General features: G+C 61.4%; 11 protein-coding genes and 1 tRNA gene. 9 read left to right on the top strand and 3 right to left on the bottom strand.

Features of this window, described 5'->3' with window-relative positions; genetic code table 11:
- Nucleotides 1–271 precede the first annotated feature (271 nt).
- Complete coding sequence (locus tag HMPREF2857_RS04070; RefSeq protein WP_070601690.1) at nucleotides 272–1,261, top strand: LLM class flavin-dependent oxidoreductase; 990 nt, start codon at nucleotides 272–274, stop codon at nucleotides 1,259–1,261.
- A 46-nt stretch (nucleotides 1,262–1,307) separates the two neighbouring features.
- Here HMPREF2857_RS04070 and HMPREF2857_RS04065 read toward each other — a convergent pair whose 3' ends face one another.
- Nucleotides 1,308–2,156 carry a CoA transferase gene (locus HMPREF2857_RS04065; RefSeq protein ID WP_070642847.1) on the bottom strand — a complete coding sequence of 283 codons (849 nt, stop codon included), beginning with the start codon at nucleotides 2,154–2,156 and terminating at the stop codon, nucleotides 1,308–1,310.
- Between the two features lie 9 nt (nucleotides 2,157–2,165).
- Nucleotides 2,166–3,191 (bottom strand): prephenate dehydrogenase, encoded by a 1,026-nt coding sequence (locus HMPREF2857_RS04060; protein WP_070642845.1) that lies wholly within the window; start codon nucleotides 3,189–3,191, stop codon nucleotides 2,166–2,168.
- A gap of 38 nt (nucleotides 3,192–3,229) precedes the next feature.
- Here HMPREF2857_RS04060 and HMPREF2857_RS04055 point away from each other — a divergent pair, with 38 nt between their 5' ends.
- From HMPREF2857_RS04055 to HMPREF2857_RS04045, 3 genes are all read left to right on the top strand, one after another.
- Nucleotides 3,230–3,787, top strand: a complete 558-nt coding sequence (locus tag HMPREF2857_RS04055; protein ID WP_005510946.1) for a tRNA adenosine deaminase-associated protein — start codon at nucleotides 3,230–3,232, stop codon at nucleotides 3,785–3,787.
- Entirely contained in the window at nucleotides 3,777–4,307 is a 531-nt protein-coding gene (gene tadA / locus HMPREF2857_RS04050) for a tRNA adenosine(34) deaminase TadA (protein ID WP_224433863.1), read from the top strand. The genes HMPREF2857_RS04055 and tadA overlap by 11 nt, the downstream gene beginning before the upstream one ends.
- Before the next feature lie 135 nt (nucleotides 4,308–4,442).
- Nucleotides 4,443–4,631: a CsbD family protein gene (locus HMPREF2857_RS04045; RefSeq protein WP_005510930.1), complete on the top strand. Its 189-nt coding sequence runs from the start codon at nucleotides 4,443–4,445 to the stop codon at nucleotides 4,629–4,631.
- Between the two features lie 108 nt (nucleotides 4,632–4,739).
- Here HMPREF2857_RS04045 and HMPREF2857_RS04040 read toward each other — a convergent pair whose 3' ends face one another.
- On the bottom strand, nucleotides 4,740–5,720 hold the full coding sequence (locus HMPREF2857_RS04040; protein ID WP_070603636.1) for a diaminopimelate dehydrogenase: 981 nt from the start codon (nucleotides 5,718–5,720) through the stop codon (nucleotides 4,740–4,742).
- A gap of 233 nt (nucleotides 5,721–5,953) precedes the next feature.
- Here HMPREF2857_RS04040 and HMPREF2857_RS04035 point away from each other — a divergent pair.
- From HMPREF2857_RS04035 to HMPREF2857_RS04015, 5 genes are all read left to right on the top strand, one after another.
- Nucleotides 5,954–6,044, top strand: a tRNA-Ser gene (locus tag HMPREF2857_RS04035).
- Nucleotides 6,045–6,471: 427 nt separating this feature from the next.
- On the top strand, nucleotides 6,472–9,492 hold the full coding sequence (locus tag HMPREF2857_RS04030) for an MMPL family transporter (protein WP_070642843.1): 3,021 nt from the start codon (nucleotides 6,472–6,474) through the stop codon (nucleotides 9,490–9,492).
- 61 nt (nucleotides 9,493–9,553) lie between these two features.
- Nucleotides 9,554–10,855: a tRNA guanosine(34) transglycosylase Tgt gene (gene tgt / locus HMPREF2857_RS04025; RefSeq protein WP_070642842.1), complete on the top strand. Its 1,302-nt coding sequence runs from the start codon at nucleotides 9,554–9,556 to the stop codon at nucleotides 10,853–10,855.
- 276 nt (nucleotides 10,856–11,131) lie between these two features.
- Complete coding sequence (locus tag HMPREF2857_RS04020; RefSeq protein WP_069359032.1) at nucleotides 11,132–12,085, top strand: ABC transporter ATP-binding protein; 954 nt, start codon at nucleotides 11,132–11,134, stop codon at nucleotides 12,083–12,085.
- Between the two features lie 13 nt (nucleotides 12,086–12,098).
- Complete coding sequence (locus HMPREF2857_RS04015) at nucleotides 12,099–12,878, top strand: ABC transporter permease (protein WP_070603689.1); 780 nt, start codon at nucleotides 12,099–12,101, stop codon at nucleotides 12,876–12,878.
- The last annotated feature ends 35 nt before the right edge of the window (nucleotides 12,879–12,913 follow it).

Raw genomic sequence — 12,913 nt, 5'->3', positions numbered from 1 at the left:
GGCATGCGGACACACTTTTCTTTACTTAACCCGTTTTCCGGTACTTATGGGCGCGGTATTGGCTCTGCCTGCGCTCATATCGATGAGCTATTCACTTGTGGCCAGGCTATACCTCATCGATGAGTGAATACCTCATCGACAAGTGAATACCGCCCACGATCCACCCACGAGCCACCCGCACCCGAATCCCCAAAACCCCAAACCCCAGCGCCTCAGTATTCGAAGCATCTCAAACTCGCAATATCCGCCTAACGGTCTAGACTGTGGAACCATGATTCGTACTGAGTCCATTCTTGACCTTGCTACCGTAGCCTCGGGGCAGTCCCACGCAGACGCCCTACAGGGCTCCATCGATTTGGCGCAGACAGCGGAAAAGGCTGGTTATCAGCGTATTTGGTACGCAGAGCACCACAATATGAACTCCATCGCGTCCTCGTCGCCGGCAGTTCTTATCGCAGCCGTGGCTGCAAAAACCGAGAGCATCACCCTCGGCTCCGGCGGCGTCATGCTGCCGAATCATGCACCGCTGACGGTCGCGGAACAGTTCGGCACGCTCGCGAATCTGTACCCGGATCGCATCGAGCTGGGGCTTGGTCGCGCGCCGGGCACGGACCAGGCCACTATGCGCGCCCTGCGGCGTGACCCGCGTTCGTCCGATTCCTTCCCGCAGGATGTGCAGGAGCTGCGCGGTTACCTCTCCGATGAGTCGCTGATCAAGGGCATCAACGCGATTCCGGGCCGCGGCACCCATGTGCCGCTGTACATCCTGGGCTCTTCGCTCTTTGGTGCCCAGCTCGCAGCGGCGCTCGGCTTGCCGTACGCATTTGCTTCGCACTTCGCTCCGGACGCGCTTCGCGATGCCATCGCGGTCTACCGCGAGCAGTTCCAGCCCTCTGAGCAGCTGGATAAGCCGTACGCTTTTGCGGCCATGAATGTGATTGCGTCGGAAAGCGAAGAGGACGCGCAGCAGCAGTACTTCGCTACCCGCAGGAACATGGTCAGGCGGTTCCTGAGTCGCGGTGGGCATCACCTCACTGACGATGAGGCGGAGATTCTGATGGATACCCCGCAGGGGCGTCAGGTGCAAAATATGTTCCGTCACACGGCGGTCGGCACGGTGGCGCAGGTGCGTGAGCAGATTGCGCAGTTCGGTGAGTACTCGACGGCGGATGAGCTGATTGTGGCTCATCAATCGCTGAAGGTTCCTGACCGGCTGCGTTCGGTGGAGCTCACCGCAGAGGCCGCGGGGTTGACCGCGTAAGGCTCCAGGCCCCGACCCCCGAGGCACGCGGCCTTAAGTCGCCCTCTTACTCCACCGCAGCCAGTGGCAGCGCCTTTTCGCTGGCAAGCTGCATGATTTCGGCGTTGGTGCGCTCGCGGAGGAAATCCGCAAGTTCCTCGCGGTTGCTCGCGCCAGTGGCCTCGGTCAGGGCGGCGGCAAAGTGCGGCTCCAGCGCTGCCACGGCCGCGTAGCCGTCGGCGCTGGGGTAGAGGCCGTACGTCCACAGGCCGCCACCGAGTAGTCCGCCGGGCGCCGTCATGCCGTACTTCAGCGGCGCGGCACCGGCCTCACCAGCCTGCTTCAGGCCGATGCGGCAGTGCAGTCCAGGCTGCTTTACGACGTCCGCCCCAGCACCCGCCCGCTTAATCAACCCGGCAAGGGCAGCGGTGACCGCAAAGTGCGCGCCCAGAATGTCGCCCAACAGCACCGGCGGCATCGCCGGAGGCGTGAGGGTTCCGGCCTCCGCCTGGTAGGTCAGGTCATGGCCGGGTGTTTCTGGAGCTTCGGTATCACCGACAATGTCGATATGTACCGGCCCATTCGGGCGCTCGTGGAGCCCCGCCAGCCCCATGCGTTCCAGCGCGGAGGGGCGAACCGAGGTGATGACCACATCGGCCTCATCAATCAGCGAGCTCAGCTGTGCGCGGCCCTCATCGCTCTTCAGATCCGCCTGGATAATCTCGTGACCTGCGGACATAGCTTCATACCAGGGGCGGCCGAAGGAACCGAGCGGGTCGCCTGTGGGTGGTTCGACCTTAATCACCCGGGCGCCTAGCTGGCCCAAGTACTGAGCGGCCAGTGGTCCCGGAACGTTAATGGCGAAGTTGACGACAGTGATGCCTGCGAGGCTGGTGTGCAGCTCGGGGGAAAACATAGTTCCACACTAGAACACATCCACCTGCCCGCCGACGCTTTCGGCCAACTTCAACTGGTTGATCCAATCGCCCTCGCCGACGCGCAGTCGGAAAATCGGGCGGTGAGCGGGGCGGGCCTCGTAGCGGACACGGGCAATCTGACCGGTTTTGGCCAGGTCCATAGCGGTTCCCTCGGTGGCCAACTGGGTGCGCGCGGCGGTGAGGCGCTCGATGACGTCGTCAAGCGCGGCGAGCACGGGTTCGGTGTTGTTCTCACACCAGGACATGACCATGTCGGGAGCAGCGGCGGCGACGCGGGTGCAGTCGCGGAAAGAGCCGGCCGCCAGCGAAATGGCCAGAGGGCCACCGGCTTCACCGGCGGCGGCAATTGCGTAGGCTGCCAGGTGTGGCATGTGGGAGATGCGGGCGACGCTGGCATCGTGGTGGTCGCTCAGCGCTGGAATGAGCTGACTGCCAAGAGCTGCTCCCAAGTTGGCGACCTGCGAAAAGACCTCAATCCAGCGCTCCGGGACGGGCTTGCCCGCAGCGTCGGCAGCAGCTGCCAGGTCGTAGGTGATGACCCAGGGGGCGCCGTCGAAAAGCCCTTCGAGCGTGGCGGACCAGCCCGCCTGCGCGGACCCCGCCATTGGGTGCGCGCCGACGAAGCGTTCCTCCATCCCGCGAGCGGAGACCTCGGCGGCGACGGCCGCCTTCACGGAGACCACATCCGTAATGCCACAGCTGGGGGCGTGCTCATTGACGGCGTCGAGCATCGTGCCGACGACTGTCATGGGGGTGCCGATCACGATGAGCGCGCGGCTAGCCTCAGCACGTTCGAGCGTGGCCTGAAGATCTGTACTGGCGTCGAATCCCTCCTTCGTGGCTTCCTCGACCGTTGCGGACGAGCGATTCCAACCGAAGCATTCGACATTATGAGCCCGCAGATCGCGCATCATGGAGCCACCGATGAGGCCCAAACCGAGGATGCATACCGCGGGTAGTTGTGCAGCTGACAGGGAGGACGAAGCAGGGGAGGGGGACTCGAAATTGCTCACCTGACAAGCATGACATACAGCGACTAGCGTTGTGGGTTATGAGCACGACCTTTTCCGGAGGGTACACCTCCGATGACGACCGCTCCTTCGCGGTTGCCGTAACTATGGGGGAGCGCGGTTGGCGCGTCGTCGACCTCGGGGACGACGCCACCGATTCGCTCGCTGACGCCGCACAGGCACTGCGCAATCTGCGTTCGGAACGCGCTGCTGTCGGAATGCTCAATATCGATGACGACTATTTCATTCTTGTGCGCCAGGGCGTTGGGTCGCTGCGCGTTGTGCTTTCCGACGCTACCGCTGCCGTCACCGATGACATTGCGGCAGATGTGTTCGACGAGCTGGATCTGGATATCCCCGACCTCGACGAGGACGAGCTCGACGATGTCGATGCCTGGGCTGAGGGGGACATGGATATCCTCGCTGACCTGGGCTGTTCGGAGGAAGCCCTGGAGTCCATCTGTGACGATCAGTCGCTGTGGGCGTCCGAGCAGCTTCTGGCCATCGCTGAGGAGTTGGGGTGTGCCGAGGAGCTAGCCGATGTCGCCGACCTGGATTACGACGGCGACGATGACGACTACGACCCCTATGACGACTAACCCTGACAAAGGTCACCTGACCGAGCGGCCAAGCGCGCTACCCCGTCGAAAACAGGACATTCTCGACGAAGAGTGGATGCGCCTGGCTATTGCCGAAGCTGCTCACACGGCACCCGGGGATGTGCCGGTGGGAGCTGTGGTCGTGGATGCCGAGGGCAAGGTTGTGGGCCGGGGTTCAAACCGTCGGGAAGCTGATGGTGACCCGCTTGCCCACGCCGAAGTTATTGCGTTGCGCGAGGCCACCCGCGTCGTTGGTGACGGCTGGCGGCTGGAGCAGTGCACGTTGGTCGTGACGCTGGAGCCGTGCGTGATGTGCGCCGGCGCGTGCGTCATGGGGCGCGTGGGGCGCGTGGTCTTCGGCGCGTGGTCGCCCAAGACCGGCGCGTGCGGCTCTATCGCCGATGTCATCCGCGATCCCGCCCACGCATTCACGCCGCAGGTGCGCGGGGGTGTGCTTGCCGACGAATGCTCCGTTTACCTGCGGGAATTCTTCGAACGGCAACGGCAGTTGGAAGCGTGAGCGGGGTCACAGTTAGGTCACAATTCCCGTCGTGGCTGTGACGGGCCTTCATTTTCACGTACCGTCGGAACTATTGGAGCTGCTAGACGGTGGCTCTAGAGAATAGATAAGTCGTTTACATAGGAGGCTTACATAATGAGCGAGCTGCAGAACAAGGCCGACGAGCTGGGCGGCAAGGTTAAGGAAGCTGCTGGCGACGCCGTTGGCAACGACGACCTGGCAAACCAGGGCAAGGGCGAGCAGGCTGCTTCGAAGGTCAAGCAGGGTGCTGAGGACCTGAAGGACAAGGCCACTGAGACCCTGGGCAAGCTGACTGACAAGTAAAGCGCTTAGTTCTCGGGTAGAGATAACCCCAACCGTTTCCGCTTCTGATATGCGGAGGTGGTTGGGGTTCTTTGTGTTTCGATGGCCGGCTGCCAGTGTTGGGGCTGGTTACAGCTTCTGGGCCACCAGGTCATCCAGTGGTTCGGCGGACAGTAGGTACGGGGCGATCTCGAAGACGGTACGGGCACCGGTCTCGCCGGCCTGCTTCAGGCGGTAGGCAGCGCGACCGTAGGCAACCTGGACGGCTGCGGTGAAGTCGGGGTTGCGCTCCAGGTCGAGGCCGAACTCGATGACGTGACCGGACGTACCGGCCTGGCCGCGGGTAATGACCTGGCCACCGTGCGGCATGCCCTGGTGGTCGCGGTCGAACTCCTCCTCGGAGATGAAGTCCACGATGGTCTCGTAAGGGGCAAAGTAATCCGGCATGGTCACGATGGTTTCGCGGATCTGCTCCTTGAGCTTGGCGTCCTCGTCGGCGTTGCCGGTCTCTTCAGCGACGACGAAACAGTGGCGCAGGTGGCATTCGTTGCCCTTCAGGTCTGCGCCCTCGCCCTTCTTCACGGCCTCGATAGCTTCCGGGTTCGGCTTGGTGTACTGGACACCCTTCTTCACTCCCGGCACACGACGCACGGCATCGGAGTGGCCCTGCGACAGACCCGGTCCCCAGAAGGTCATCTGGTCTGCGCCCGGCAGGATAGCAGCGCCCAGGACGCGGTTCAGGGAGAACAGGCCCGGATCCCAGCCGGTCGAGATCATGGCGATGTTGTCACCTTCGCGGGCGGCGGCGTCCATGGCCGCGCGGTGCTTCGGAATCTCGTGGTGGTTGTCGTAGGTGTCGACCGTCGTAAAGTTCTTTGCCAGCTCAGGAGCCTGCTCCGGGACATCGGTGGCCGAGCCGAGGCACACGAACAGCACGTCTACCTCGTCCTTGTACTTTTCGACATCCGCCGCCGGGAGTACGCGGGCCTCAGTGTCCAGCGAATCGCGACGGGAGAAAACGCCGACGAGTTCCATGTCCGGCTGGTCAGCGATGACCTTTTCGACGCTGCGGCCCAAATTGCCATAGCCGATGATGGCGGAACGAATCATGAGGGAGAACCCTTTCTGTGTGGCTGTACTTCTGTGTTTAAGTTTCTAGATTTCAAGCTACAGACTATTCCTTCATATCTCAGCGGGCGTTGGCCACCCCGAATAGCGCGGCGGAGGGTTGACGGGCTTGGGGTGGCGCAGGGTGTAGTGCAGCGAGAGCGGCTTGGCAGAAGCCTGGTCGCTCTGACCTGGGGATTTGGTAGATAAAGGGGCTACCTGTAACGTTTTCTAGCGGTGACGTGTCCGAGCGGCCGAAGGTGAAGCACTCGAAATGCTTTGTGCGGTAACCCCGTACCGAGGGTTCAAATCCCTCCGTCACCGCCAATAAAACCCCCGGTGGTTCCTTTAGGTAGGAGCCCCGGGGGGTTTTGCATTTAATCGGCCCTGATTGTCTGGGTGTGGTGGAGGTGTGGGAGGTGTCCGTCGTAAAGCGGCAAATGGTGAGGCGCCCGACCTGGAGCACCTAAATCACAAAATTAACATCAGTAACACACACCCCATTGTTCACGTTTATCCGGGAAGTCCGCTACTCTTAGCAAAAGTATTTCCGGTTTTTATGTCGTGCCCGCCCCCAATGACCGTGTCAGCGCCAGAGTTGATGTTGGCCAATCCGGGGTGGTCGCTAGCATCGGAGTAGCGAAGAGGCTTCAAACTGCAGGTGAAGTCCGAGGGAGTGCTTGGGTAGCGCGAACTTGGGGAAGCTGCAGTTGGGGGCGGTCCAGGCGAATATTAGACGTAAGGGAAACTTGACATGGCAAAGGCCTTGTTCAAACTCGGCAGGTTCTCCTACCTGCATAAATGGACTGTGATCATCGCGTGGTTCCTGATTTTGGCGGGGCTGGGCGGTGCAGTTGCCGCATTCCAGAAGGGGTTCATCGACCAGTTCTCGATCCCCGGCATGCCGTCGGCAACGGCTTCGCACGTGATTGAGGAAAAGTTCCCCGATGTTCCGAACCCAATTCGAGAGCAGCGTATTTATGTCGCCTTCGAGGCCCCCGAGGGACAGAGGCTCGATGCCCCACAGAATAAAGAAGCTGTTGACCAGGTCATTAACGGCATCCGCGACAATGTCGGCCAAATCGCCGACGATTTGCAACTTCACAACCCGGTAGACCTCAATCCGAAGATGCAGGCGATGGTCAAGGAACAGGGCATGGCCGCTGGCCTGCCCAAGGATGTCGCCGAGGCCGATGCCAATGCCATGCGTACCGTGTCCGATGACGGTCGCTACGGTATTTCCACCTTCGTTTTCGATGCCAAGATGCCGCAGGACATCGAGCCGGAGAATATGCAGGCGCTTCTCGACGCGATGCAGGCTGGTCGTGACGCAGGTATCAAGGTCGAGGCCTCTGGCCCGGGCATGCAGCCCGCGATTGAGGTGGCTCCGACCTCGGAGATTATCGGTGTGACCGTGGCGTTTATCGTGCTGGTTGTCACCTTCGGCTCTCTGGTGGCTTCGTTCCTGCCTATTGTGACGGCGGTAGTGGGTATCATCATCGGTGTCTTCGGTGTGACATTGATGACCGCATTCACTGACGTCAACTCGATTACCCCGGTGCTTGCCGTCATGTTCGGCCTGGCTGTCGGTATTGACTACGCACTGTTCATCCTCTCTCGCTACAGGGCAGAAAGAGCCCGAGGGATGACCAACGAAGATGCCATCGGCATGGCTACCGGTACGGCTGGCTCCGCTGTGGTTTTCGCAGGCCTCACTGTGATTGTCGCGTTGGCAGCGCTGACGGTGGCCAAGGTGCCGTTCATGTCCCTGATGGGTATTTCGGCGGCAATCACGGTGGCCTTCACAGTGCTGGTCTCTCTGACCCTGCTGCCGGCAGTTATGTCTCTGCTGGGCGACAAGGTCTTCGCTGGCCGCGTGCCTGGTGTTGCCGGCAACCCCTCGCGTAATGCGCGCAAGGGACGCCGCTCTTCCTTCTTCGGCGAGATGACGATGGGACGCCGCTGGGTCACCTTCGTCCACAAGGCCCCAGGGTTGTTCCTGGTCGGCTGTATCGTCTTGCTGTTGGCGTTGGCCTACCCGGCCATGCACTTGAAGCTGGCGCTGCCGTCGGACTCTACTGCGGCGAAGGACAGCACGAACCGCAAGGCCATCACCATGATTGAAGAGGGCTTCGGCGCGGGACGTAATTCACAGCTCATCATTATTGCCAAGTCGGATGATGTGAAGCCCGACGCACCGGTGCTCAAACCGCTTATCGAGTCCCTGAAGCAGACCAACCCGGAACTCTCTGACATCGAGGCCGCCCGTAAGGCTTCCTATAGCTACGCTGTCGACCAGTTCAAATCCAATGTCGGTGTCGAGCACATCCAGATGATTGGCATGAATCATGACGGCACTGCGGTCAAGATGATCATGACCCCGAAGTCGGGTCCGCTCGATCCTGCGACCAAGCAGCTGATGAACGCGGTGCGCGATCAGCAGAAGCAGATTGAGCAAACCACCGGCCTATTCACCGGTGTCACTGGCCTGGTTCCTATCGAAATTGACATCACCGACCGTCTCCAGGGCGCAATGCCGCTCTACTTGGGCGTTGTCGTGGGTCTGGCAGTGATCCTGCTGCTGATGATTTTCCGTTCCCTGATGGTGCCGGTGACTGCTGGCGTGGGCTTCTTGCTCTCTGTCGCAGCCGCATTCGGTGTCACGGTGGCATTTTTCCAGGATGGCCTCTGGGGTGTGATTAGCACTCCGGGTCCGCTGGTCAGCTTTGTGCCAATCTTCCTCATTGGTGTGACGTTCGGTTTGGCCATGGACTATCAGGTCTTCCTGGTTTCCCGCATGCGTGAGCATTACACCCACAACAAGGGTGAGTCCTCACCAGAGTCGAAGTACAACGCGGTCGAAGAATCGGTCGTTGAAGGCTTTACTCTTGGCGCTCGTGTGGTCACGGCCGCTGCGATTATTATGATCTCCGTCTTCGCGGCGTTCGCCGGGCAACCCCTGGCGATTATCAAGGTATTCGGTTTCGCGCTGGGTGCCGCAGTGCTTTTCGACGCCTTCGTTATCCGCATGACCTTCATCCCGGCAGCCATGTTCCTGCTTGGCCGCGCTACTTGGTACATGCCGAAGTGGCTGGACAAGGTGTTGCCTTCTGTGGATGTCGAAGGCTCTGCCCTGGAAGAGGTTTCCGAGGAGCTGGTGGAGAAGGGCCGCCGCGAGCGTATGGCTCGCGGTGAGTCCCTGTTGCCCGAAAGCGAAGGCGCTGGGCGTGGCTTTGGCGACGCTGACGCTGATGAGGACGAAGCAGACAGTGCTGCTGGTGAAGTCGGTGCTGGCGCGGCAGGTGCAGCGGGCGCGGCGGGCGCAGCTGGTGGTACTGCTGTGGCTGTCGCGACCAAGAAGCGTAACCGCTGGATTCCGAAGCGGAAGAAGGCAAAGCTGAAGGAGCTCGAACCCGCTGACCAGTCCGAGCATGCCGAACAGTCCGCGCGCACTGAGCAGGCCGAACTGTCCGCCCCGACGGCGCCAGCTGAGCCAGAGCAGCCGGCACAGCCAGAGCAGGCGGAGCAGCCGGAGCCGACCGAACAGCTCATGCAGCCCGCGCCAGCTGAACCAACCGATGCCCAGCCGAACCCGGAAAGTGCCAAGGACGTCGAGGTCCGCCCGTACTACAGCCCGGCTCGTAAGCGGAAGAAGATTACGGTTGCGGAACTGATGAGGCGCGAAGGACTCGAAGAGGAAGCGCCACGTCGTAGCCGCGCCGTGTGGGACCCGGAAAACGCTGCCCAACCCGAGGAAAACGACAGCGCTGAGTAACGTGCGAATAGCACCCAGGTAACCTCAAGGCATTAGCACTGGACCACAACCAAGGAGCTTCATGTCGCAGTCGAGGACGACGGGCTTTGACGTCGTAAAGCAAATCGAAGGCGCGCGCGGACGTGCTGGCACCATCCACACCCCGCATGGTGATATTGCTACGCCGGCGTTCATTCCGGTCGGCACGAAGGCGACCGTGAAGACGCTCACGCCAGAGCAGGTGCGATCCACCGGCGCGCAGGCGATGCTGTCGAACGCGTACCACCTGTACCTGCAGCCCGGCGAGGAAATCGTCGACCAGGCCGGCGGGTTGGCAAAGTTCTCCAACTGGAACGGCCCGACATACACCGACTCCGGCGGATTCCAGGTGCTCAGCCTGGGCGCAGGCTTTAAAAAGACCCTCGCGATGGACGTCACCGGCATGCAGAAAGACGACATCGTCGCCGAGGGCAAAGAGCGCAACGCGTTCGTCGACGAGGACGGCGTGACTTTCCGCTCGCACATCGATGGCTCCGAGCACCGCTTCACGCCGGAGGTGTCCATGCGTATTCAGCACGCGCTGGGCGCCGACATCATGATGGCGTTCGACGAGCTCACCACGCTGATGAACACCCGCGGCTACCAGGAGGCATCCGTCGAGCGCACGCACCGCTGGGCGCGCCGTTGCCTGGAGGCTCACAACGAGCTGACGATTTCGCGCGGTCAGGTCGATGCGCATGTCCATTCGCTTGACGACGGCCAGTTGCCCATCCAGCAGTTATTCGGTGTCGTGCAGGGTGCGCAGTACGAAGACCTGCGTCGAAAGGCCGCCCGCGGGCTGGTGGAGCTCTCCCGCGAGTTCGAGGACGCCGGCCAGCTCGGCTTCCACGGCTATGGCATTGGTGGGGCGATTGAGAAGCAGAATCTGGGCCTGATCTGCGGTTGGGTCAACGACGAGCTTCCCGACGACCGCGCCCGCCACCTGCTGGGGATTTCCGAGCCGGACGATATTTTTGCCGCTGTCGAGGCCGGTGCCGACACCTTTGACTGCGTGGCTCCGACGAGGCTTGCCCGACGTGGTGGTGTGTACACGCTCGATGGTCGGATGACCTTGACGAATGCCCGCTTCAAGAACGACTTCCGCCCCGTGGATGCGGAGGTGCCCTCCTACACTTCGCTGAATTATTCCCGGGCCTACCTGCATCATCTGTTGAAGGCCAAGGAGTACCTGGCTGGCACGCTGTGCACGATTCACAACCTGTTTTTCATGGTGCAGCTGGTGGAGAGCATTCGCGCTGCGATCCTGGAGGACCGGTTCTTCGAGTATCGCGATGAGTTCATGGGCCGCTACTACGCCAACGGTGGCCGTGCGGTGGGGAATTAGGAGTCGGCTGGGGGCTGGGGTGTGCTGGGGAGTGCTTGGGTCGGTTGGGCTGTGGCTGGGCTGGGGCTAGGCTTCTGCCTTTTCGCACTTCACGACAGCCATGTCACCTCGTGCCATCTGTGGAGGTGGCATGAGGTGACACCCGTGGCGTGAAGTAGCAGGGAACACCCGAATCAGTCCAGTGGCGTGAAGTGACGGCTGGGCGGGCCCGGGGGAAGCCCAAAACTAGACCTAGCTCTACTGCGCGAGGCAGTCTCAACCGGCATCATGGAGGACATGATCACGGTTGAACGACTCAGCAAGAAGTACGGTTCGAAATTAGCCGTCGATGACCTGTCCTTCACCGTTCCCGACGGTGTAGTGACAGGTTTTCTCGGCCCAAATGGCTCCGGCAAGTCCACCACCATGCGCTGCATGCTGGGCCTCGACGCCCCGACCACGGGCCAGGCCTTGTTCACCGGAACGGATTCGCAGGGCAACACCTACAGCAACCAGCCCTTTTCCACGCTGAAGCATAAGCCCAGCGTCGCCGGCGCAATTCTGGATGCCGGTTGGCACAACAAGGCTCGTTCGGGCCGCGCTCATCTGCGGGCCCTCGCCCGCGGCGCCGGCATCCCCGACACCCGCGTGGAAGAGTGCCTTGAGCAGGTCGGTATGACCGAGGCTGCGAAGGACAAGGTCGGCGGCTACTCGCTGGGTATGAAGCAGCGTCTGGGAGTGGCGGCGGCTCTGCTCGGCAAGCCGCAGCATCTGATTTTGGATGAGCCGGTCAACGGCCTCGATCCCGAAGGCGTCTCGTGGATGCGCCACACCATCAAGGCCCTGGCCGCTCAGGGCTGTGCTGTCCTCGTGTCGTCGCACCTCCTTTCCGAGATGCAGCTCACCGCCGACCGCATCGTCGTCATCGGGCGCGGCCGCATGATTGGCGAGTACAGCATGGATGAGTTCCTCGCTGACGGCACGGTCATCGAAGTTGAGGTCGATGATCCGGCTCGGCTGCTGCAGGCGTTAGGGCCGGTGGCGCAGGGGGTTGACGTCGATAAGCAATTGCGCATTCCGCTTTACGACGGCATCAGTGAGCAGCAACTCCGCCGCGACATTGCGGCTGCTGCCTTGCGTGAGGGGCTATTGGTGACGCGGTTGCACACGAAGCGCGACAACCTGGAGGAGAAGTTCCTGGCTGCGACCCAGGAATCGCAGGAGTACCGCGCGCAGGCGATTGGGCAGTAGGGGAGTGACTGAGATGAGTTTTGGAAACGCTTTGCGGTCGGAATGGACGAAGCTAGCCAGCCTGCGCGGTACGTGGGTCTATGTGGTGCTGTTGGTCGGCTCGATAGCTGGGCCGATGGCGGCTTTCAGCATGGCGGCGGATGCTGGTGCGACCGCTGATTGGGAATTGCTGCTGTTGGGGACCGTGATCTTCAACATGATCGTGATTGCCTTTGGTGGCTCCACCCTGGCGGGTGAGTACAACGATCAGATGAATGCGCATGCGTTCTTGACGCAGGACCGAAGGAGCCTGTGGCTTTCGGCACGGATGACGCTGACGCTTGTGCTGATTGCTGTCTGTTGGGTCATTGGTGTGGCGCTTGCTTGGTTATCGGTGACGGTTTCGCCGCGCGTGGAGTTCAAGGGCGGCGACGCTGCCACGGACATGCTCGCCGGAGTGCTTGGCTTTGTAGTGTTTGGACTAATCGCGATGTCGCTGGGAGTGTTGACGCGCTCGCGCGTGGCCGCTGTCGCTATTCCGCTGGTGTGGATTCTGGTGGTGGAAAGCATGCTGGAGTTCGCGGCGCTGGCGTATGCGATTTTCCGGCCATTATGGCTGGTCACGCCGGGTGCACGCATTCAGCAGTTGTCAACGCAGCTGGGCGGTATGATGACAAACCCGGAGAATCCACGCACTGGGTTTGAAGCCGGGATGACGCAGCCAATGTGGTTCAACATCGTGGTGCTGGTGGCCTGGATTGTTGTGGCTGTTGGCGTTGCTCATTGGGTCAATGCCAAACGGGATGTGAAGTAAAAGCAAAAAGTGCCGCGACTTCTTCGCTTCTCAGG

The organism is Corynebacterium sp. HMSC076C10 (genome assembly GCF_001812455.1).
GTDB classification, from domain to species: domain Bacteria; phylum Actinomycetota; class Actinomycetes; order Mycobacteriales; family Mycobacteriaceae; genus Corynebacterium; species Corynebacterium jeikeium_D.
Note: the sequence above shows the minus strand (reverse complement) of the source record. Positions and strands in the feature narration are given on the sequence as shown.